The sequence below is a fragment of the Microbacterium sp. RD1 genome (assembly GCF_052220165.1).
Lineage (GTDB): Bacteria > Actinomycetota > Actinomycetes > Actinomycetales > Microbacteriaceae > Microbacterium.
In genome coordinates this window covers 337,081-358,078 of record NZ_JBQPOL010000002.1, presented here as the reverse complement: position 1 = coordinate 358,078, position 20,998 = coordinate 337,081, and the positions used below count along the sequence as shown (strand labels likewise).

Annotated in this window: 23 protein-coding genes; 14 read left to right on the top strand and 9 right to left on the bottom strand. The window is 71.1% G+C overall.

Annotated features, from left to right (window positions below):
- The first annotated feature begins 68 nt into the window (after positions 1–68).
- On the top strand, positions 69–1,268 hold the full coding sequence (locus ACTU3I_RS10640; RefSeq protein WP_442926395.1) for an LLM class flavin-dependent oxidoreductase: 1,200 nt from the start codon (positions 69–71) through the stop codon (positions 1,266–1,268).
- Complete coding sequence (locus tag ACTU3I_RS10635; protein WP_442925660.1) at positions 1,265–1,930, top strand: CE1759 family FMN reductase; 666 nt, start codon at positions 1,265–1,267, stop codon at positions 1,928–1,930. Before ACTU3I_RS10640 ends, ACTU3I_RS10635 begins: the two co-directional genes overlap by 4 nt.
- Positions 1,931–1,954: 24 nt before the next feature.
- Here the strand turns inward: ACTU3I_RS10635 and ACTU3I_RS10630 are convergent, their stop codons facing one another.
- Positions 1,955–2,539 (bottom strand): DedA family protein, encoded by a 585-nt coding sequence (locus ACTU3I_RS10630; protein WP_442925659.1) that lies wholly within the window; start codon positions 2,537–2,539, stop codon positions 1,955–1,957.
- A 141-nt stretch (positions 2,540–2,680) separates the two neighbouring features.
- Between ACTU3I_RS10630 and ACTU3I_RS10625 the strand changes: the two genes are divergently transcribed.
- On the top strand, positions 2,681–4,627 hold the full coding sequence (locus tag ACTU3I_RS10625) for a glycosyltransferase (protein WP_442925658.1): 1,947 nt from the start codon (positions 2,681–2,683) through the stop codon (positions 4,625–4,627).
- 2 nt (positions 4,628–4,629) lie between these two features.
- Here ACTU3I_RS10625 and ACTU3I_RS10620 read toward each other — a convergent pair whose 3' ends face one another.
- The 3 genes from ACTU3I_RS10620 to ACTU3I_RS10610 are packed head-to-tail and all read right to left on the bottom strand — an operon-like array spanning position 4,630 to position 6,108.
- Entirely contained in the window at positions 4,630–4,773 is a 144-nt protein-coding gene (locus ACTU3I_RS10620) for a hypothetical protein (protein ID WP_442925657.1), read from the bottom strand.
- 9 nt (positions 4,774–4,782) lie between these two features.
- On the bottom strand, positions 4,783–4,968 hold the full coding sequence (locus ACTU3I_RS10615) for a DUF5302 domain-containing protein (protein ID WP_442925656.1): 186 nt from the start codon (positions 4,966–4,968) through the stop codon (positions 4,783–4,785).
- A gap of 45 nt (positions 4,969–5,013) precedes the next feature.
- On the bottom strand, positions 5,014–6,108 hold the full coding sequence (locus ACTU3I_RS10610) for a hypothetical protein (protein ID WP_442925655.1): 1,095 nt from the start codon (positions 6,106–6,108) through the stop codon (positions 5,014–5,016).
- Between the two features lie 313 nt (positions 6,109–6,421).
- Between ACTU3I_RS10610 and ACTU3I_RS10605 the strand changes: the two genes are divergently transcribed.
- The 3 genes from ACTU3I_RS10605 (at position 6,422) to ACTU3I_RS10595 (ending at position 10,584) form a co-directional block, all read left to right on the top strand.
- Positions 6,422–8,695, top strand: a complete 2,274-nt coding sequence (locus ACTU3I_RS10605; RefSeq protein ID WP_442925654.1) for a polyribonucleotide nucleotidyltransferase — start codon at positions 6,422–6,424, stop codon at positions 8,693–8,695.
- A gap of 195 nt (positions 8,696–8,890) precedes the next feature.
- Positions 8,891–9,913: an aldo/keto reductase gene (locus ACTU3I_RS10600; protein ID WP_442925653.1), complete on the top strand. Its 1,023-nt coding sequence runs from the start codon at positions 8,891–8,893 to the stop codon at positions 9,911–9,913.
- A gap of 68 nt (positions 9,914–9,981) precedes the next feature.
- Positions 9,982–10,584 carry a histidine phosphatase family protein gene (locus ACTU3I_RS10595; protein ID WP_442925652.1) on the top strand — a complete coding sequence of 201 codons (603 nt, stop codon included), beginning with the start codon at positions 9,982–9,984 and terminating at the stop codon, positions 10,582–10,584.
- Between the two features lie 106 nt (positions 10,585–10,690).
- Here the strand turns inward: ACTU3I_RS10595 and ACTU3I_RS10590 are convergent, their stop codons facing one another.
- Positions 10,691–11,158 carry a GNAT family N-acetyltransferase gene (locus tag ACTU3I_RS10590; RefSeq protein ID WP_442925651.1) on the bottom strand — a complete coding sequence of 156 codons (468 nt, stop codon included), beginning with the start codon at positions 11,156–11,158 and terminating at the stop codon, positions 10,691–10,693.
- Between the two features lie 31 nt (positions 11,159–11,189).
- Between ACTU3I_RS10590 and dapB the strand changes: the two genes are divergently transcribed.
- Together dapB and ACTU3I_RS10580 are read left to right on the top strand one after the other, a co-directional pair.
- Positions 11,190–12,002 (top strand): 4-hydroxy-tetrahydrodipicolinate reductase, encoded by an 813-nt coding sequence (gene dapB, locus ACTU3I_RS10585; RefSeq protein ID WP_442925650.1) that lies wholly within the window; start codon positions 11,190–11,192, stop codon positions 12,000–12,002.
- Positions 11,999–12,451 carry a hypothetical protein gene (locus ACTU3I_RS10580; RefSeq protein ID WP_442925649.1) on the top strand — a complete coding sequence of 151 codons (453 nt, stop codon included), beginning with the start codon at positions 11,999–12,001 and terminating at the stop codon, positions 12,449–12,451. Before dapB ends, ACTU3I_RS10580 begins: the two co-directional genes overlap by 4 nt.
- On the opposite strand, the gene ACTU3I_RS10575 is transcribed toward ACTU3I_RS10580, so the two are convergent.
- The 4 genes from ACTU3I_RS10575 to ACTU3I_RS10560 all read right to left on the bottom strand — a co-directional run bounded on the left by ACTU3I_RS10575 (position 12,452) and on the right by ACTU3I_RS10560 (position 14,896).
- Positions 12,452–13,357, bottom strand: coding sequence for a TIGR01777 family oxidoreductase (locus tag ACTU3I_RS10575; protein WP_442925648.1), 906 nt, complete (start codon positions 13,355–13,357; stop codon positions 12,452–12,454).
- The gene (locus ACTU3I_RS10570; RefSeq protein WP_442925647.1) at positions 13,350–13,775 is read right to left on the bottom strand and encodes an OsmC family peroxiredoxin; all 426 of its coding nucleotides are present in this window, start codon (positions 13,773–13,775) and stop codon (positions 13,350–13,352) included. The genes ACTU3I_RS10575 and ACTU3I_RS10570 overlap by 8 nt, the downstream gene beginning before the upstream one ends.
- Positions 13,776–13,887: 112 nt before the next feature.
- A complete protein-coding gene (locus ACTU3I_RS10565; RefSeq protein WP_442925646.1) occupies positions 13,888–14,466 on the bottom strand; it encodes a DUF4395 domain-containing protein in 579 nt (192 codons plus the stop codon).
- Positions 14,459–14,896 (bottom strand): TlpA family protein disulfide reductase, encoded by a 438-nt coding sequence (locus ACTU3I_RS10560; RefSeq protein WP_442925645.1) that lies wholly within the window; start codon positions 14,894–14,896, stop codon positions 14,459–14,461. The genes ACTU3I_RS10565 and ACTU3I_RS10560 overlap by 8 nt, the downstream gene beginning before the upstream one ends.
- A gap of 105 nt (positions 14,897–15,001) precedes the next feature.
- Here ACTU3I_RS10560 and thyX point away from each other — a divergent pair, with 105 nt between their 5' ends.
- The 6 genes from thyX (at position 15,002) to ACTU3I_RS10530 (ending at position 20,971) form a co-directional block, all read left to right on the top strand.
- Positions 15,002–15,745 (top strand): FAD-dependent thymidylate synthase, encoded by a 744-nt coding sequence (thyX, locus tag ACTU3I_RS10555; RefSeq protein ID WP_442925644.1) that lies wholly within the window; start codon positions 15,002–15,004, stop codon positions 15,743–15,745.
- A gap of 26 nt (positions 15,746–15,771) precedes the next feature.
- Positions 15,772–16,533 carry an SDR family NAD(P)-dependent oxidoreductase gene (locus ACTU3I_RS10550; RefSeq protein ID WP_442925643.1) on the top strand — a complete coding sequence of 254 codons (762 nt, stop codon included), beginning with the start codon at positions 15,772–15,774 and terminating at the stop codon, positions 16,531–16,533.
- 191 nt (positions 16,534–16,724) lie between these two features.
- On the top strand, positions 16,725–17,600 hold the full coding sequence (locus tag ACTU3I_RS10545) for a type IV toxin-antitoxin system AbiEi family antitoxin domain-containing protein (protein WP_442925642.1): 876 nt from the start codon (positions 16,725–16,727) through the stop codon (positions 17,598–17,600).
- A gap of 163 nt (positions 17,601–17,763) precedes the next feature.
- Positions 17,764–18,741, top strand: coding sequence for a 4-hydroxy-tetrahydrodipicolinate synthase (gene dapA / locus ACTU3I_RS10540; protein WP_442925641.1), 978 nt, complete (start codon positions 17,764–17,766; stop codon positions 18,739–18,741).
- A 59-nt stretch (positions 18,742–18,800) separates the two neighbouring features.
- Positions 18,801–20,477 carry a ribonuclease J gene (locus ACTU3I_RS10535; RefSeq protein WP_442925640.1) on the top strand — a complete coding sequence of 559 codons (1,677 nt, stop codon included), beginning with the start codon at positions 18,801–18,803 and terminating at the stop codon, positions 20,475–20,477.
- 2 nt (positions 20,478–20,479) lie between these two features.
- Complete coding sequence (locus ACTU3I_RS10530; RefSeq protein WP_442925639.1) at positions 20,480–20,971, top strand: GNAT family N-acetyltransferase; 492 nt, start codon at positions 20,480–20,482, stop codon at positions 20,969–20,971.
- Positions 20,972–20,998 lie beyond the last annotated feature (27 nt).

Sequence of the window (20,998 nt, the reverse complement as noted above, 5' to 3'; positions counted from 1 at the left end):
TTCACGCGCATAGAATTTGCGCAGGCGTGCGAGACGGAGAGATCGTGGACGACAACACCTGGCCCGGGATGCAGTTCGGCATCATGACGGTGAGCGACATCACCGAGGATCCGACGACGGGTCGAACGCCCAGCGAGGCCGAGCGCATCCAGGCGACCCTGACGATCGCCCGGCACGCCGAGGAGGTGGGTTTGGATGTCTTCGCGCTGGGCGAGCACCACAACCCGCCGTTCTGGTCGTCTTCGCCGACCACGACGCTCGCCTACATCGCCGCCCAGACCGAGCGGCTGATCCTCACCACCTCGACGACGCTCATCACGACGAACGACCCGGTCAAGATCGCCGAGGACTTCGCGATGCTGCAGCACGTGTCGGGCGGTCGCACCGATCTCATGCTCGGGCGGGGCAACACCGGGCCGGTGTACCCGTGGTTCGGCAAGGACATCCGCCAGGGTCTGCCGCTGACGATCGAGAACTACGATCTGCTGCACCGCCTCTGGCGTGAGGACGTCGTGGATTGGGAGGGGAAGTTCCGCACGTCGCTGCAGGGCTTCACCGCGACACCGCGACCCCTCGACGGGGTTCCGCCGTTCGTGTGGCACGGGTCGATCCGCACCCCCGAGATCGCCGAGCAGGCCGCCTACTACGGCAACGGCTTCTTCGCGAACAACATCTTCTGGCCCAAGGAGCACTACCAGCGCCTCATCACGCTGTATCGCGAGCGGTTCGCCCACTACGGTCACGGCACGCCCGAGCAGGCGATCGTGGGCCTGGGCGGACAGGTGTTCATGCGCGCCGACTCGCAGGACGCGGTGCGCGAGTTCCGGCCGTACTTCGACAACGCCCCCGTGTACGGCCACGGCCCGGCCATGGAGGACTTCACGGAGATGACGCCGCTGACGGTGGGCTCGCCGCAGCAGGTCATCGACCGCTACGCCGCGATGCGCGACACCTTCGGCGACTACCAGCGGCAACTGTTCCTCCTGGACCACGCGGGCCTGCCTCTGAAGACGGTCCTGGAGCAGCTCGACATCCTCGGCGGAGAGGTCGTGCCGGTGCTGCGCAGGGAGCTCGCCAAGAACCGTCCCGCCGAGGTTCCGGATGCCCCCACGCACGCGAACCTCGTCCGCAAGACGTACGGCGCCGCGGCGCCGCGTCAGGCCACGCCCGGCGCAAACCGCGGCGACAACCTCACCGCGGGCTCGCCGTACCAGGACGCCCCGGCCCCCGCGGGCGCAGCCTTCGGGCTGACGGGCGGCGTGCGATGACCGCCCGTCGGATCGCCGTGGTATCGGCGGGGTTGTCGAACCCGTCCTCCACGCGGATGCTCGCCGACCGGCTGACGGCCGCCACGGTGTCGGCGCTGCAGGAGATCTCCACGCCCGCCGAACCGAACGGTATCGCCGCGGAGGTCGACGTGTTCGAGCTGCGCGACTACGCGCACGACATCACCAACAACCTTCTCACCGGGTTCGCGCCGCCGGCGCTGGAGACGATGATCAACACTGTCGTCTCGGCGGACGCCGTCATCGCGGTCACGCCGATCTTCTCGACGAGCTACTCGGGACTGTTCAAGTCGTTCGTCGACATCCTCGACCCCGATGCGCTCGCCGGCGTGCCGGTGCTCCTCGGCGCGAACGCGGGCACCGCGCGGCACTCGCTCGCCATCGACTACGCGCTGCGGCCGCTGTTCACGTATCTCCACGCCAACCCGGTGCCGACCGGCGTCTTCGCCGCCTCGAGCGACTGGGGTGCGCACGCCGATGAGGTGGCGCCGCTCGGCAGCCGGGTGGCCCGGGGTGCGCGCGAACTCGCCGCCGCGATCGCTGCGCGCACGCCGGCGCGCGAATCCGACCCGTACGACCCCTCGTCCTACCTCGGCGAGGGCCGCTCGTTCGGTCATCTCCTCGGCGGTCTGTCGGGGGAGTAGCCGCGCGGACGGGGGGCGTGACGCTCAGCGCGCGCGCCGGCTGAAGACAGCATCCAGCGCGAGCCCCAGCCCGACGGCGATCGCGACGGAGACGAGCACGGCGACGACCGGGCCGCCCGGCACGATCGCCGCCACCGCCGCGCCCAGGATCGCTTGATACGCCGCCCAGCCGAGCGCAGCCAGACCGGCGAGACCGGCGTAGCGCGGCATCGGCAACCGTGAGGCACCCGCCGAGAGATTCACCGCGAGGCGCGCGAACGGGATGAAGCGGGCCGTGAAGAGCACGAGCGCCATCCGCCGCGAGAGCCGGAGGCGGGCCGCGGTGAAGGCCGCCTGCGCACGAGGCCGCCGCATCCATCGCCACCGATCGAGCCCGACCCACCGGCCGAGCGCGTAGCATCCGAGATCGCCGGCGACCGCGGCGGCCGCCGCCACGACGATGACCGCGACCAGAGCGGGAGAGCCGGTGCTCACCGCGAGGGCGCCGAGGGCGGTCACCGCCACCTCCCCCGGGACGACGACGAGAAAGGCGTCGCCGACCACGAGGAGGGCCAGGAGCGGCAGCGCCCACGGCGTCGCCGCGAACGCGGCGAGCAGGTCTTCGATCACGACGCGACCCTGGCACCCGCGGGTGAACGGCGGGCAGCCGAGCGGTTGCTCCGGTGACGTGCCGGGATGCGGCGGGTGAACTCTCGGCGCCACCTCCTGTCGCACCGCGCCGGGGGCTGCGGATGCGCCCACCCTGGGAGCGTGAGAGTCGCACTCCTGGCCGAATCCTTCCTCCCGCACATGAACGGGGTCACCGGCTCCGTCCTCCATGTCCTGCGTCACCTGGCCGCATCCGGGCACGAGACCCTCGTGATCGCCCCAAGAGCCGGCGAGTTCGACGCGGATCTCTCCGGCGCGCACACCGCGCTGCTGCGCTCGGTCCCGCTGCCGTCGTATCCGCAGGTGCGCGTGGTCTTCGCGCGCGCCGCCCATCTGAGGGCGCTGCTGCGGGACTTCGCCCCCGACGTCGTGCACCTCGCCTCTCCGTTCCTCCTCGGCTGGCAGGGGATCGCAGCGGCGAACGCCCTCGGTGTCCCGGTCGTCGCGGTCTACCAGACCGACGTCATCGCCTATGCGCACCGGTACGGCGTCCCCTCGGCGACCGCCGTGGTGTCGCGTCACGTCACGAGGCTCCATCGGCGGGCGACGATGACCCTCGCGCCCTCGTCGGCGTCCGAGCGTCAACTGGAGCAGCTGGGCGTCGATCGGGTGCGCCGCTGGAGCAGAGGAGTCGACGCCGACCGGTTCGCGCCGACGCGACGCGACGAGGCGTGGCGGCGCCGCGTCGGAGGGGACGGCGTCATCGTCGGGTACGTCGGGCGTCTCGCGCCCGAGAAGCAGGTCGAGGACCTGCGCGTGCTGGGCGACCTCCCCGGCATCCGGCTCGTGGTCGTCGGCGACGGCCCTTCGCGCCCGGCGCTGGAACGGATGCTGCCGACGGCCTCCTTCGCCGGTCACCTCGAGGGCGCCGAGCTGGCACGGGCGGTCGCCGGCTTCGACGTGTTCGTCCACCCCGGCGAGAGCGAGACGTTCGGCCAGAGCATCCAGGAGGCGCTGTCCAGCGGCGTGCCCGTCGTGGCCACCGGGGTCGGCGGGCCCGTCGACCTGGTGCGCAGCAGCATCGACGGCTGGCTCTATCGCCCGGGCGACCTCGGTGACCTGCGCGCTCGGGTCGCCGACCTTGCCGGCGACGACGCCAAGCGGCGCGCCTTCGGCGCGGCGGCGCGTGAGGGGGTCGCCGGCCGCACGTGGGAGGCGCTCGGCCAGCAGCTCCTGGGCCACTACCGTGAGGCGATCGCCCTGCGTCGCATCGACGAGGCGCTCCCCGCCCGCGCCCTGCGCCGCCCCGATCTCCCCGTCGCGACGGCCGCGCCGCGCTCCTGGACCCGGTACGTGGCCCTGGGCGATTCCCTCACCGAGGGACTGTGCGACACGTCACGGATGCCCGCGGGGGAGTACCGCGGATGGGCCGACCGTCTCGCCGAGCTTCTGGCTCAGGGAAGCGCGTCGGGGCTCCGCTACGCCAATCTCGCGGTGCGGAGCCGTCGCGTGCACGACCTCATCACCGAGCAACTGCCGAGAGCCCGGCAGCTCCAGCCACAGCTCGTGTCGATCCTCATCGGCGCCAACGACCTCGTGGGCCCGCGGCCGGTGATCCCGCAGCTCCTGGCCGACGTGGAGGCGGCGGTGCGGGTGCTTCGCGAGGCCGACGCCGATGTGCTCCTGGTGACGCCGTTCCTCCCGCGCCGACGGGCAGCAAGACTGTTCGCCGCCCGCTTCGCCGCTTTCAACTCCGGCCTGCGCGACGTCGCGGCGCGAACCGGCGCCCTGCTGCTCGACCTGGAGGCGACGCCGGAGATCCGGGAGCTTCCGCTGTGGGCGGACGACCGCGTGCATCTGGGATCGAGCGGGCACCGGTTCGTCGCCTACCGGGCCGCGGATGTCCTCGCCGTCCCCGACGCCGACGTCCTGGGCGACCTGGATGCCGCGTTGCACGCCGGAGAGCGGGGCGCCGTCCGCTGGATCCGGCGTGACGCGCTGCCCTGGGTGTGGCGACGTCTGCGCGGGCGCGCCGCAGGAGACGGGCTCGACGCCAAGCACGCGGACTATGTCACGCTGCCGCGGCGCGGCGAAGTCGCCGCGGTCTGACCTCAGGCTCCCTCGGCGGGGAGGTCGTCGGCCTCGGGATCCGCCAGGAGATCGCCGGCGTCCTGCGGCTCGGGGAGGTCGCCGTCGAGGTCGGGCAGGTCCGCGGCCTCCTCGTCGATCTCGTGGAAGGTCGGATCGAAGGTCATGATCGTCCTCTAACCGCTCTTGCGGCGGAACTCGCGCTTGGTCGACGCCGCGCCATGGGTGTGGGAGACCGCCGAGTTGCCGTCGAGGTGGGCCTGCCCGTTGCGCTGGGTCGCGTTCTTCTTCTCCAGCGCCTCGCGGAACTTGCGCTTCACCTCATCGGATGCGGCGCCTGCGGACGTGTCGTCGGTACTCATGCCCTCACCCTAGGCGCCACCACGAACCCAGGCCAGTCCGAAGCGTCAGTACCACCCGGTGCGCTGCGAGTGATCCCACGCGCCGCACGGCGACCCGTAGCGGGCCTGGATGTACGCCAGACCCCACGCGATCTGCGTCTGCGCGCTCGTGCGCCAGTCGGCCCCGGCCGACACCATCTTGGAGCCGGGCAGCGCCTGTGGGATGCCGTACGCCCCGCTCGAACGGTTGAGGGCGTCCCACCGCCATCCCGACTCGCGGTTCCACAGCGACACCAGACAGGCGAACTGATCGCCGCCCCAGCCGTACGCGCCGATCGCACCGCCGGCGTGGGCCTGCGCCTGTGCCGGTGACAGCGCCGGGCCGGACGGGACCGGCGTCGTCGGCGGCGGCACCGGCGGCGCCGGAGTGGACCCGCCCCCGCCTGCCGCCCCGGATGCCGCGCCGGCATCCGCGGCCGCGCGCTCGGCGAGGTGGGTCTGCTTCTCCCGTGCGGTGCTCGTCCCCTTCGCGGCGGCGAGGCGAGCGTACGCGTCGTTCAGGGCGGCGCGAGCCGCCGCGACCGCCGCGCTCTCATCCTCGGCCTCGGTTGCGGCGGCGGTGGCGGCGGTCTGCGCCTCGGCGGCGAGTCGCTCGCTCTCGGCTGCGGCGACCTCCGCCTGTGCCTCGAGGGACGCCAGCAGGGCTGCCGCCTCGCGCGCGGCGGTCGCCGATCGCGCGGATGCTTCGGCCACCCGCTCGATCACGCCCAGGCGGCCGAGGAGCATGTCGGGGTGGGTGGAGGTCAGCAGCCGGGCCCACAGCGGTCCTTCGGCGCCACTGCGATAGAGACCGGACGCCACCGTGCCGAAGCGTTCCCGCTCACGGTCCCAGGCGACCGCCGCCTCCGCGGATTGCGCGGCGAGACCCGCCAGCGTCTCCTGCGCCGCCTCTGCGCGCGTGCGAGCAGCGGCGGCCGCCGATGCGGCATCCAGCGCGCGGGTGGACGCCGTGGCGGCTGCCTCCTCTGCGGCGGCGATCTGCGCCTGCAGGTCGCCGACGGTGGGTCCCGCCGCCGTGGCGGCGGGGGCGGAGGGGAGAGCGAGCGCCACCGCGAGCACGCCGGCGAGGCCGATGTGACCGAAGTGGCGAATGATACGCATGAGGTCACGTTAGAGGATGTCCGCCGCGCCGCGCCATCCGCACTCGGCTGCCGTCGGAGTGGTGCGGTAGGCTGGGTCGGGTTGCCGATCCCGGCACTCGCTCAATTTCATATGAGCTGCGGAGCAGGCCGGCAGACGCTGGTCCCCTGTGGTGGATCCCCATCCTCGAACGGATGGTGGTCGTCTACTGGTGGCCAGTCGCCCGGTGTCCACGCCGATCCATCGGCGCGCGCCCTTCTGCCTGTTCCTGCTCCTTCGCACGATCTCGCGAGCGAAACGCGCCCGCGAGTCTAAACAAAGAAGGAGGGACCTCTTGGAAGGTCCGGAAATCACCGCCGCCGAAGCCGTCTTGGACAACGGCCGGTTCGGCACTCGTACGGTTCGCTTCGAAACCGGTCGTCTCGCGCAGCAGGCGCAGGGCGCGGTCGCGGCGTACCTCGACGAGGAGACCATGCTCCTGTCGGCCACGAGCGCGGGCAAGCACCCGCGTGAGGGCTTCGACTTCTTCCCCCTGACCGTCGACGTCGAAGAGCGCTCGTACGCCGCCGGCAAGATCCCCGGCTCGTTCTTCCGTCGCGAGGGTCGCCCCTCGACCGAGGCGATCCTGGTCTGCCGCCTCATCGACCGTCCGCTGCGTCCGTCGTTCGTCGACGGCCTCCGCAACGAGGTGCAGATCGTCGTCACGGTTCTGTCGATCGCGCCCGGCGAGTTCTACGACGCGCTGGCGATCAACGCCGCGTCGCTGTCGACGCAGATCTCGGGCCTGCCGTTCTCCGGCCCGATCGCGGGTGTGCGTCTCGCGCTCATGCCCGGCTCCGGCGACACCGCCGACCAGTGGATCGCGTTCCCGACCGCCGCGCAGCTCGAGGACGCCGTCTTCGACCTCATCGTCGCCGGCCGCGTGCTCGACGACGGCGACGTCGCGATCATGATGGTCGAGGCCGAGGCGACCGAGGGCAGCTGGAACCTCATCCAGGGCGGTGCGACCAAGCCCAACGAGCAGGTCGTCGCCGAGGGTCTCGAGGCGGCCAAGCCGTTCCTCAAGGAGCTCGTGGCCGCGCAGAACGTCGTGGCCAACACCGCGGCGAAGGAGATCAAGGAGTTCCCGGTCTTCCTGCCGTACAGCAAGGAGACCTACGATTTCGTCGCCGGTCGCGCCTACGACAAGCTCGTGCCGATCTACCAGATCGCCGACAAGATCGCGCGACAGGACGCCGACGAGGCGCTGAAGGACGAGGTCAAGGCGCAGCTCATCGCCGCCGTCGAGGCGGGGGAGCTTCCGGCCGTGGCGACGCTGGAGTTCTCGGCCGCGTACAAGGCCGTCACGAAGCTCATCGTGCGCAGCCGCATCCTCACCGAGGGCGTGCGCATGGACGGCCGGGGTCTCGCCGACATCCGTCCGCTCGACGCGGAGGTGCAGGTCATCCCGCGCGTGCACGGCTCGGCGATCTTCCAGCGCGGTGAGACCCAGATCCTGGGTGTCACCACGCTGAACATGCTCAAGATGGAGCAGCAGATCGACTCGCTGTCGCCGGTGACCCACAAGCGGTACCTGCACCACTACAACTTCCCGCCGTACTCGACCGGTGAGACCGGTCGTGTGGGCAGCCCCAAGCGACGAGAGATCGGGCACGGCTTCCTCGCCGAGCGCGCCCTTGTGCCGGTGCTGCCCAGCCGTGAGGAGTTCCCGTACGCGATCCGTCAGGTGTCCGAGGCCCTCGGCTCCAACGGCTCGACGTCGATGGGCTCCGTCTGCGCGTCGACGCTGTCGCTGCTGAACGCGGGAGTGCCGCTGCGCGCCCCCGTCGCCGGCATCGCCATGGGCCTCGTCTCCGATGAGGTCGACGGCCAGACGCGCTACGCCGCCCTGACCGACATCCTCGGCGCCGAAGACGCCCTCGGCGACATGGACTTCAAGGTCGCCGGCACGAGCGAGTTCGTCACCGCCATCCAGCTCGACACCAAGCTCGACGGCATCCCGTCGTCGGTGCTGGCCGCCGCGCTCACCCAGGCCCGAGAGGCCCGGCTGACGATCCTCGGCGTGCTCAACTCCGCGATCGACGCGCCCGACGAGATGGCGCCCACGGCGCCGCGCGTCATCAGCGTGCAGATCCCGGTCGACAAGATCGGCGAGCTGATCGGCCCCAAGGGCAAGACGATCAACGCGATCCAGGACGCCACCGGCGCCGACATCTCCATCGAGGAGAACGGCACCGTGTACATCGGCGCGGTGGACGGGCCCTCCGCGGAGGCAGCCCGCGCCCAGGTCAACGCGATCGCCAACCCGACCAACCCCGAGGTGGGCGAGCAGTTCCTGGGCACGGTCGTGAAGATCGCGACCTTCGGCGCGTTCATCTCGCTGCTGCCGGGCAAGGACGGCCTGCTCCATGTGAGCGAGGTTCGCAAGCTCGCCGGGGGCAAGCGCGTCGAGAACGTCGAAGACGTGCTCTCGGTCGGCCAGAAGCTGCTCGTGCGCATCACCAAGATCGACGACCGCGGCAAGCTCTCCCTCGAGCCCGTGGGCGAAGAGGCGGCCGAGGCCGCCGCTCCCGCCGAGGAGCTCGCGGAGGCACCCGCCGAAGTCTGACCCGCATTCGACGACGCCCGTCCCGTATCCGCGGGGCGGGCTTCGTCGTGGGAAAAAGCGTTATCCAATATTTACCGGCGAGCCGTCTCAATCGCGGGGGGCCGGGCGGGGACCCCTTACCCTCGGAAGTACGCGTCGGGGGTCGCGGCTCCAGCAGGAACCGTGTTGGCCGGCTCAGTATGCGGGGGGCAACTCATGTCGGGCTCGAACGTCGGTCAGCAGACCGCGAGCCTGCGCGCGGAGCACTCGCTGCATCCGTCGGCCCCCATCCCCGTGCAGGGTCCGGGAATCGGCGAGGGCGTGCGCGTCCCGCTCGGCGAATCCGGCTTCGAGGTGTTCCCGCTCGCGTTGGGCGGCGCGGAGTTCGGCTGGAATGTCGATGTCGAGGTCAGCCACGCGATCCTCGACACCTACGCCGAGCTCGGCGGCAACTTGGTCCACACCGCCGACAGCTTCTCCGCCGGGCGCAGCGAGCACATCATCGGGCAGTGGATGCGCTCGCGGGGGACCCGCGACGGCATGGTCGTCGCGGTGCGCATCGGCCGCCACCCCGACAACCCGGGCCTCGGCGCGGTGAACCTCGTCCGCGCGGTGGAGGCCTCGCTCACGCGGCTCGGGAGCGAGCGCATCGACGTGCTCTACCTCGACGCGAAGTCCGACGCCACGGTGCCGCTGGAAGACACGCTCGCCACGGCGGAGTGGCTCGTGGAAAGCGGCAAGGTGGGTGCCCTCGGGGCCTACGGATACTCGGCGGCGCAGTTGGTCGAGGCCCGCATCCTCGCCTCGGCGGGGTACCCGCGCATCACGGTGCTCGACGTGCCGTACAACGTGCTGCGGCGCACGGAGTTCGACGGCGACCTGCGCCTGGTCGCCGGCGCTCAGAGCATGGCGGTGACGCCCTCGCACGCGCTCGAGCACGGCTTCCTCGCCGGCGCGCAGCGTACCCGGCCCCGCGAAGTGCGTTCGGTGCGGGGGGCGCAGATGGCCGCCAGCCTCACGCGCCGGGGCAGCCGCACCCTGCGCGCGCTGGATGCCATCGGGGCCGAGCTGAACGTGCCGGTCGCGGCCGTCGCGATCGCCTGGCTGCTGGCGCAGCGGGTGATCACCGCTCCGATCGTGAACGCCTTCGCCGCGGAGCACGTCGAAGAGCTCGTGCAGGGCGTCGGGGTGCGGCTCAGCCGCGCGCAGCTGACCGACATCGCCCGCGCGACGGCGTGATGTCGCGACGCTGACGTAGGCTGGCAGGGTGCTTCCGAGCACGCCCACCGACGACGAAGCGAGCTGACGTGACGCACTACATCTACCTCGTGCGCCATGGCGAACACATCGACGCGGAGCACGGACTGGTGGATGGCCCACTGTCTCCGCGCGGGCATCGCCAGGCTGCGGCCGTCGCCGACCGCCTCTCGGGCGTCCCGCTCGATGCGGTGTGGCATTCGCCGCTGCAGCGTGCCGAGCAGACGGCCGTGGCGGTCGCCGAGCGCCTCCCCGCCGTGTCTCCCACGCCGACGGCACTGCTGTTCGACTGCGTGCCGACCGGCATGACCGAGGAGACGCCGGCGGCGTTCGAGCCGTTCTTCGGCAGCGTCACGGAGGCCGAGGTCGAGGCCGGCCGCGCGCAGATGTCGGATGCGACGAACGAGTTCCTCTCGCGCCGCTCCGGCGAGGTGCACGAGCTCCTCATCACCCACAACTTCGTCATCGGATGGTTCGTGCGCGAGGTGCTGCAGGCGCCGGACTGGCGCTGGATGACCCTCAATCAGGCGCACTGCGGCCTCACGGTCATCGCGCAGAAACCCGGCCGGCCGTGGACGCTGCTCGCCCACAACGACCTGGCCCACCTCCCGTTCGAGCTGCGGACGGGGCTGCCGGATCCGAGCCCGGTCTAGTCGCCGCATCCGCCGTCCGCAGATTCGGCGACGGCACGCAGATTCGGACGATTGCAGCGTCAGCATCCGAATCCGGCGTCGATCTCCGAATCCGCGGAGTGCGTTGTCAGCCGAGCGCCTTGCGGTACCACCGGGTCGCGTTGGAGTTGTCGTTGTAGGGCTCGACCTCCTCGAAGCCCGAGCGCGCGTACAGGGCGCCCGCGGCATCGAGGGTGTGGTGGGTGTCCAGCACCAGCTCGGCGGCGCCGGCCTCGCGTGCGCGGCGCTCGAGGTCTTCCAGCAGCATCCGGCCCCATCCGCGCCCCCGCCCGGCGTCGCACACGTAGAGGTGCTTGACCTCGAAGCGCGGCCCGGATGACGCGTCGGCCAGGCGGCGGATGCCGGCGCATCCGGCCGGCTCCTCGCCGTCGTACAGGACGAGGAAGACGCCGTCGGGCTCGACGAACGCCGCTGGATCAGGGAACACCGTGCGGTACCCGCCCCCCGGGAAGACGGAAGCGCGCAGCGCGAAGTACTCCTCGAGGAGGCCGTGCGCGTCGGGGGAATCCACGCGCACCGGGCGGATGCTGACCATGCTCCGAGGGTAGGACACCTAGGCTGGAACCATGACGACGCGCGTGGCTCTGGTAGGCGGAACCGGCAAGCTGGGAAGCGTCATCCGCCGTGTCATCGAGGACGAGCCGGGCTTCGAGATCGCCGCGATCCTGTCGTCCTCCTCGAGCCTGGACGAGCTCGGCGGCGCCGACCTCGTGGTCGACGCCTCGATCCCGGCCGTCTCGATCGACGTCGTGCGCGCCGCGGTGGAGCGCGGGATCAACGTGCTGATCGGAACCTCGGGGTGGTCGAGCGAACGCATCGCGCTGGTGCGGCCCCTCGTCGAGGCTGCGGGGACCGGAGCCGTGTTCGTGCCGAACTTCTCGCTCGGCTCGGTGGTGGGAAGCGCCCTGGCCGCCGCAGCGGCGCCTCTGTTCCCCTCGATCGAGATCATCGAGGCGCACCGCGAGACCAAGATCGATTCGCCCAGCGGCACGGCGGTGCGCACGGCGGAGCTGATCGCCGGGGCTCGCTCGGCCGTAGGCCCGGTCGAGTCGCCCCACGTCGACCAGCGGGCGCGCGGCCAGCAGGTCGCCAGCGTGCCGATCCACTCCCTCCGCCGCCCCGGTGTGGTGGCGCGGCAGGAGGTCGTGCTCTCGGGCCCGGGGGAGTCTCTCACGATCGTCCACGACACCGTCGACCCCGCACAGGCCTATGCCCCCGGCATCCGGCTCGCCCTGACCGCCGCGCGCGACGCTCGAGGCGTCATCGTCGGGCTCGACAGCTTCGTCGACATCGGGCTGCGCACGCGCGCGCCGCGCGAGCAGCCCCCCATCGAGGACGGCGCGGTGTCGGGTCAGGTCGCCCGGGCGACCGAGGCATGAGTGCGCGCATCGGCGTCGCCGTCATGGCGGTGGCGCTGCTGCTGTACATCGTCCTCGTCGGTCAGCGCGCATGGCTGCTGCTGACCAGCGGCGAGCCGATCGGCGTGGCCCTGGGGGTGGCGCTCATCGTGTTGCCGCTCCTGGCGGTGTGGGCGCTGGGGCGCGAGCTGTGGTTCGGGTGGCGGGCGGATCGCCTCGGCGCGCGGCTCGAGAGCGAAGGCGGGCTGCCGGACGACGACGTCGCGATCCGCCCGAGCGGTCGCGTGCAGCGGGAAGACGCGGATGCGGTGTTCCCGCGCTATCGCGCCGAGGCTGAGGAGCGCCCCACCGACTGGCGAACCTGGTATCGCCTCGGCCTGGCCTACGACGCCGCGTCCGACCGGCGGCGTGCGCGCGACGCGATCCGCCGCGCGATCCGCCTCGAGAGCGCCGAGCGTCGACGCGCCTGATCAGCCCGCGGGAACTGCCGCGGCCACAGCGTCTTGCACCGTGGCGTGCCGGAACCTGAAACCCGAGCGCTCGAGCACCTCGGGGACGACATCGGCGTCGGAGGCGAGCAGGGCGTCGGTCGCCTCGCGACCGAGAAGCAGCCGCACGGCCCACAGCGGCGTCCGCACGGCGTAGGGGCGGTTCATCCGCCGCGCCAGCGCGAACCCGAGGTCGTTGGCGGTCGCGCGAGTGGGACCGGAGAGATTCACGGCGCCCAGGAGGCCGCGGTCGATGACGTGACGGATGCCGGCGACCTCGTCGTCGAGTGAGATCCACGGCCATACCTGCGTGCCTCGGCCGAGTGGGCCGGAGATCCCCGCCCGCGTGAGCAGCAGCAACGGCTTGAGGACGCCCTGCCGATGCACGACGGGGGCGGTGCGAAGAAGGGTGATCCGCGCGTCGGGGCCGGCGGCTGCGGTGGCCGCCTCCCATTCGCCGCACACGTCGGCGAGGAATCCGTCCCCGCGCGGCGCCGTCTCCGAAAGGCGCCTGCCCGGCACCGATCCGTAGTATCCGACCGCCGACGAGCTGATGAAGTGCGGAGCATCCGCGCCCAAGGCGCGCACGGCGGCGGCGAGCGTGCGGGTGGGCGTGATCCGCGACCACAGCAGCGTGCTGCGGTACGAGGCGCTCCAGGGGAATCGGCCGATGCTCGCGCCGTTGAGCCCCACCACCGCGTCGGCGCCGGCGAGCACGTCGGGGTCGAGCGGGGTCGCGTCGGTCAGCCACTCCACCTCGTCGGGGGTGGCGGCGGGCCGGCGTACGAGTGTGGTGACGGCGACGCCGTCGGCGCGGAGGCTGTCGACGAGGGCGCGTCCGATGAGGCCGGACGCGCCCGCGACGACGACTCTGCCGGTCTCAGGCAAGCGTGGCCTCGAGCGTGATCTCGATGCCTGCGAGCGCCTGGGACACGGGGCAGTTGGCCTTGGCGTCTGCGGCGATCCGCTGGAAGGCCTCCGCGTCGATCCCGGGCACCACCGCGTTGACGTTCAGATGGCTGCCGGTGATTCCGGTGCCGGGGGTGAAGCTCACGGATGCGGTGGCGTCGACGGACTCCGGCGGGGTGCCGTTCTGCGTCAGGGCGTGCGAGAGCGCCATGCTGAAGCACGCGGAGTGGGCGGCGGCGAGCAGCTCCTCGGGGGTCGTGACCGACGTGGATCCCTCGCTCCGCGCCTTCCAGTTGACATCGAACGTCCCGACGCCAGAGGTGGTGAGGGCGACCTGCCCGGAGCCTTCGAACAGGCTTCCCTTCCAGGCGGTGGTGGCTTCGCTCGTGACGGACATAAGGGACCTCCCGGGTCGACTTCGCGCCGCCGGCGGCGGCGTCGGTGCGAGCCTAACGGGCCCCGGCGACGCCCGGCACTCCTCGACAGGGGAGGGTCCGGATGCTATCCGCTCACGCGGTCGCGGAGCGCTCGCGACCGAGGATCCCGGCGCGCTGCAGCAGCAGGTAGAGCTGGCATCCCAGGCACAGCCCGAACACCGAGTTGAGGAACGCTGCGACGAACGCCATCGCCGCGGCGATGGGGAGCGCCCACGGCACGCCGATGAGGTGCAGCAGCAGACCGACCGTGGTCACGAACAGGCCGACGCCCTGCGCGAACCGCGGCGGGCGGGGGTCTTCGAGCTCGGCCGGGGGCTTCAGGCGGGGCTGGACGAGCCGGCGATAGAGCGCGCCCCACGGCGCGGTGCGGGGAGACACGACGCCCCACAGGAACAGCAGCGCGATGACGAGGAGCAGGAGGAACGCCGGGTCGAGGACACGGGCACCGATCGAGGCGGCGGACAGTGCCCACGTGTCGCCGCCGAACGTCTGGCCGGACAGGGGCTGATAGGCGAACCAGCCGAACGAGCGGGCGGTGGAGATGCCGGTCAGCGCGAGCACGACGTCGACGGCCAGGAGCACAGCGGTGATCCCGGCGGCGAATCGCGGTCCGCGGGGGTCGATGCCGCGGGGGCCACGTGACTCAGGCATGGGCTGCCTCTCCGGTCAGGCGGACGAGTTCGAGTTCGAGCATGTCGCGCCCGGGGACGCCGCCGATGCGCGACTGCACCGCGCCGGAGTGGTCGAGGATCAGCGTCGTGGGGGTCTGCAGCACGCGGAAGTGCTTGGCGATGTCGGGGCGGTGGGTGAGGTCGACGTCGAGGTGGCGCACCCCGTCGAAGTCCGCGGCCACGGCCGACAGCATCCGGTGCACGCCCGGGCATCGGGCACACATCTCGGTGCTGAACTGCAGGAGGGTGGCCGTCTCGCCCAGGCCGTCGGCGCCGAGCCGCTCGGGCTGGATGACCTCGTGCGGGATGTGGCGGCGCACACGGGCGCTCTGGCGGCGGACGACGAGGCCGACGACGATCGTGACGACGAGGAGTGCCGCGAGCACGAGGATGGCGTCGAGAATCGTCACAGCGAACCAGGCTACCCATCCGCGGGCACCCCCCGGGCCGCGAGTGCGCAGATGACGCGGCGTCGCGTAACAATCGGCGTCGGTTGTGCGCAGTAGGGTGGCACCGTGACTGACGCCGACGCCGCCCCCGAGATCGAATTCCGCAGTGATGTCACCGTCGAGCTGGTGCGCTCCAGCGCCTCGGATTCCGATGTGCTCTTCGCCGCCCGCGTGTCCACGCAGGGCGAGCAGACGCTCGAGTCCGCACAGGCGGGCCAGGAGGCGACGGCGCGCGATCGGGGCCTCATCAACTACCTCATGCGCGACCGGCACGGGTCGCCCTTCGAGCACAACTCGATGACGTTCTACGTGCAGGCGCCGATCTTCGTCTTCCGCGAGTTCATGCGCCATCGCGTCGCGTCCTACAACGAGGAGTCGGGTCGCTACCGTGAGCTGCGCCCGGTCTTCTACGTCCCCGCGCCCGAGCGCAACCTCGTCCAGGTGGGAAAGCCCGGCGCCTACGAGTTCCTCCCCGGAAGCCCCGAGCAGCACGCCGTCGTCGACACCGCGACGCGGGATGCGGCGGAGTTCGCCTTCTCCGCGTACCAGCGGATGCTGGCATCCGGCGTCGCCCGCGAGGTCGCGCGCATCGTGCTGCCGCTGAACATCTACTCGTCGATGTACGTGACGATGAACGCCCGATCGCTGATGAACTTCCTGTCGCTGCGCACGAAGGTGGAGGGGACGCACTTCCCCTCGTTCCCGCAGCGCGAGATCGAGATGTGCGCGGAGAAGATGGAGGCGCTGTGGACTGAGCTCATGCCGCTCACCCACGCCGCCTTCAACGCCAACGGCCGGGTCGCCCCGTAGCCGCGCGCGGTGTCTAGGCTGACGCCATGACGCGGACGGCATTGATCACCGGAGCGAGCTCGGGTCTGGGCGCCGAGTACGCGCGGCAGCTGGCGGGGCGCGGAATGGACGTGGTCCTGGTGGCGCGCGATCGGGGAGCGCTCGAGAGCCTGGCGGCGTCGATCCGGCGCGACACGGGCGTGACGGCGGAGGTGCTCGCCGCCGATCTCCTGCAGCCGCGGCAGCGGGAGCGGGTGGTCGCGCGGCTGACCTCGGAACGTCCCGTCGACCTGCTTGTGAACAACGCCGGTTACGGCCTACCGCTGGCCTTCGAGCGCAACGACATCGAAGACGAGGTGCGACACCTACAGCTCCACGTCGAGGTCCCGATGCGACTCGCCCACGCCGCTCTTCCCGGCATGCTGGCGCGGGGGAGCGGCAAGATCCTGAACGTCGCATCCGTCGCGGGGCTGATGCCACGGGGGACCTACGGCGCCGTCAAGGGGTGGCTCGTGAGCTTCAGCCGCTGGGCGAACGTGAAGTATCGCGATCGCGGCGTGAACGTCACGGCCGTGTGCCCCGGCTTCGTGCACACCAACTTCCACGAGCGGCTCGGCATGCCGCCCGGGCAGGAGGGCATCCCCGACGGGATGTGGCTCGATGCGCCCTTCGTCGTGCGCGAGTCGCTGCGCGACCTCGCCCGCGGCCGCTCCGTCTCGATCCCCTCGGCGCGCTACAAGGCGCTCGCCGCGCTGTCGCGGGTGCTGCCGGATTCCGTGGTGGTCCGCGCCGCCGAGCGCGGTCGCTGACACGATCCGTTCTCCCAAAGACTGGCCGGAGGGCGACCCGCCGGGGCACGACCCGTGTGGGTCGGGTGTCGGACGAGAAACCGGTGTTTCGGGATCGAAACCGTTCCTCCCCAGGCCGCCCGGGGTCGCTGTCCTCCACAGATCTATGGGAATGTGCGCCCCCGGCCGCCGAGGAGGACCAGCGTGGCGACATGCCGCCCCGTCCCGTCGATGCCTGCCGTGGTGCCGGCGGTGTGGCCCGCACCTCGACGCTGATGTCGAGCGGTCTGTCGAAGGCGGCGCTCAGAGACGCCGTAGCCTCCGGGCAGCTGCTGCGACTCCGCCAGGGCGTGTACGGACTGCCCGATACCCCCGCCGCCGTCCGGGAGGCGGTGTCGCATCGCGGCAAGGTCGCGTGCGTGACCGCGGCACGACGCTTCGGATTGTGGACTCTCGACGACGGGGCGGATGCTCCCGCCCACGTGTGGGCGGATCCCGAGCGCCACCGCACCGGCGACGACGAATGCGGATGCACATGGCACCGCGATGCGGCGTGCTCTGACAGCGATCTCGTCACCGTGGGTATTGCGCACTGCCTCGTACAGATCGCGTGGTGCCGAGGCGGTGAGCCGTTCTTCTGCGCTCTGGAATCCGCCCTTCGCCAGCGGATGCTGTCGGCCGCCGATCGGCGCCTCATCCGGGAAGGCGTGCCGCACCCGCTGCGCTGGCTCGTCGATTTCGCTCGAGACGACGCCGACAGCGGACTGGAATCCCTGATACGCCTGCGCCTTCACCTGCGGGGGATCGATTGCGCCACGCAGATCGCCGTCCCGGGCGTGGGGGTCGTGGATCTCGGGGTGGGGGACTGTCTTCTCATCGAGGCGGACGGCCAGACTCACGGTGGCGATGGCCGTCACCGCGACCTGATCCGCGATGCTGTGGCGATGTCCCACGGGTTCGTGACACTGCGATTCGACGCCGCGATGATCCTTCACGAGTGGGAGGTCGTCGAAGCCGCGATCCTGGCCGCCGTCAGTCGGGGCCTGCATGAATCGGATCTCGGCCGTCGCGTGCGCGCCGGTTTCTGAATTGGCCTCCGAAAAGACTGCCGCGCGAGCCGGCACCCCGAGCGACCGGAGTCACGGCGGCGATTCGTCGCTGTCGCCAGTCTTTCGGTCACAGGTGCGGCCGCGAGCGCCGCTGACCTCGGCCGGGCCCCGGGGCGCTGCCTCCGACCGATAACCTGGAACCATGACGCACTCCGGCAATCCCTTCGGTCAGGTGCTCGTCGCGCTCGTCACTCCGATGACGGCCGACGGCGAGGTCGACTGGGCCGGCGTCGAGAAGCACATCGACGATGTCATCGTCGCGGGAGCGGACGGCATCGTCGTCACCGGCACCACCGGCGAGACCAGCACCCTCACCGACCCCGAGAAGCTCCGCCTCGTCGAGGTCGGCAAGGACGTCGCGGCCGGCCGGGCGAAGATCATCACCGGCGGCGGCTCCAACGAGACCGCGCACGCGATCGAGCTGTACAAGGCCAGCGAGAAGGCCGGAGCAGACGGCATCATGATCGTCACGCCGTACTACAACAAGCCCACGCAGGCGGGGATCCTCACCCACTTCCGCCTGGTGGCCGATGCCACCGACCTCCCGGTGATCCTCTACGACATCCCCGGCCGCACCGGCGTCCCCATCAGGTACGAGACGATCCTGCGCCTCGCGAAGCACCCCAACATCCTCGCGATCAAAGACGCCAAGGGCGACTTCAGCGAGGTCAGCCGCGTGCTCAACCAGACCGACCTGATGTATTTCTCCGGCGACGACGCGAACGTCCTGCCGCACCTGTCGATCGGGGCGACCGGGCTCATCGGCGTCACCGCGAACGTCACCGCGACGCCGTACCGCACGATCGTGGATGCCGTGAACCGCGGCGACCTCGCCGCCGCCACCGCCGCGCACCAGCGCGTTGAGCCGCTCGTGCGCGCGGTCATGACCCACGTGCCGGGCACGGTCGCGGCGAAGTACATCCTGCACGGCCTGGGGCGCATCGCGAGCCCCCGCGTGCGCCTTCCGCTGGTCGGTCCGGAGGAGTGGGAAGCAGCGATCATCGAAGACGAGCTCGCCCTCGTCTCCGAGGTCCCCGGCGCCGACTTCTCCAACTTCCGCCCCGACCGCAACGCTGCCGCAGGCGGAGCGTTGCCGAAGGTGCACGGCACCACACGTTGACATCACCCTCGCGCTCGCGAGGGATTACGCGGATGCTCCGGCATCCCGAGGAGGCTTGAATGTCCACCCTGGTCTACGACCCGCCCGAGCTCCCCGCGAACACCCTCCGGGTGACTCCACTGGGAGGCCTCGGCGAAGTCGGCCGCAACATGACAGTCTTCGAGTACGACGGCAAGCTCCTCGTCGTCGACTGCGGCGTGCTGTTCCCCGAGGAGCACCAGCCCGGCGTCGACCTGATCCTGCCCGACTTCGAGCCAATCAAGCATCGGCTCGACGACATCGTCGGTGTCGTCCTCACCCACGGGCACGAGGACCACATCGGCGCCGTGCCGTATCTGCTCAAGCTCAAGAGCGACATCCCGCTTCTGGGCTCGGGCCTCACGCTCGCGCTGGTGGAGGCCAAGCTCAAGGAGCACCGCATCCGGCCGTTCACGCTCACGGTGGCCGAGGGGCAGCGCGAGAAACTCGGTCCGTTCGATCTCGAGTTCATCGCGGTGAACCACTCCATCCCGGATGCGCTCGCCGTGGCGATCCGCACGCCTGCCGGCATGGCCCTGGCCACCGGCGACTTCAAGATGGACCAGCTGCCGTTGGACGGTCGCATCACCGATCTGCGCGCCTTCGCCCGGCTGGGGGAGGAGGGGGTCGACCTCTTCCTCGTCGACTCGACGAACGCCGACGTCCCCGGATTCACGCCCACCGAGCGCAGCATCGGGCCGGTTCTGGAGCAGGTGATCGGCGCTGCACCGCGACGTGTCATCGTGGCGAGCTTCTCCAGCCACGTGCACCGCGTGCAGCAGGTGCTCGACGCCGCGCACGCGCACGGTCGCCGCGTGGCTCTCCTCGGACGCAGCATGGTGCGGAACATGACCATCGCCGAGGAGCTGGGGTACCTCCAGGTTCCCGCGGGCGTGCTCATCGACTACAAGAAGGCGCGCGACCTCCCCGAGGACCGCATCGTCTACATGTCCACCGGGTCGCAGGGCGAGCCGATGGCTGTGCTCTCCCGGATGGCGAACAACGACCACGAGATCGAACCGGGCCCCGGCGACACCGTCATCCTGGCTTCGAGCCTCATCCCCGGCAACGAGAACGCCGTCTACCGCGTCATCGACGGCCTCACCAAGCTCGGGGCGACAGTCGTGCACAAGGGCAACGCCAAGGTGCACGTCTCGGGGCACGCCGCCGCGGGGGAGCTGCTGTACTGCTACAACATCCTCCAGCCGCGCAACGTCCTGCCCGTCCACGGCGAATATCGTCACCTCATGGCCAACGCCCGCCTCGCGCAGGACACCGGCATCCCCGCCGAGCGGACGATCCTCGGGGAGAACGGCACGGTGGTCGACCTCCGCGACGGCGTCGCCGAGGTCGTCGGCAAACTCGACCTCGGGTTCGTCTACGTCGACGGGTCGTCGGTCGGTGAGATCACCGAGGCCGACCTCAAGGACCGACGGATCCTCGGCGAAGAGGGCTTCATCTCCGTCATCGTCGTGGTGGATTCCGCCACCGGACGCGTCATCACCGGGCCGGAGGTCCACGCCCGGGGCTTCGCCGAGGACGCCGGCGTCTTCGAGAGCGTCAAGCCGAAGATCGCCGCCGCGCTCGCCGAAGCCGCCCAGTCGGGGGTGCGCGACAGCCACGCGCTGAGCCAGATCGTGCGGCGCACGATCGGCCGCTGGGTCAACCAGACCCTGCGCCGTCGGCCGATGATCGTCCCGCTGGTGATCGAGGCGTAGCCATGCCGGCGATCCTCGTCCGCGCGGCCACGCAGGCCGATGGGGCGTTCCTCGCCGATATGGCCGTCGAGGCGGCCAACTGGCGCCCCGGCGCCGCGCGCCCGCGTCACGAGGTGATGGCGGGCGCCGATTACCAGAGGTACGTCGCCGGCTGGATGCGTCCCGGCGACGCCGGAGCGGTCGCGACGATCGAGAGCGGCGAAGCGGTCGGCGCGGCCTGGTACCGGATGTTCCCGCGCACCGATCCGGGCTTCGGATACGTGGGAACCGGCGTTCCCGAGCTCACGATCGGCGTCCGCCCCATCTGGCGCTCTCACGGCGTGGGCCGGCAGCTGCTCCAGGAGCTGTGCGACACGGCGCGAGCCTCCGGCTTCGGCCGGCTCAGCCTGAGCGTCGAGCGGGGCAATTTCGCCGCGACGCTGTACCGCTCCGAGGGCTTCGCGGTGACCCAGAGCGGCATCGGCCGCGACATCATGGTCAAGCGCCTCCGCTGAGAGCCCCGCGTCAATCCGCGGAAACGT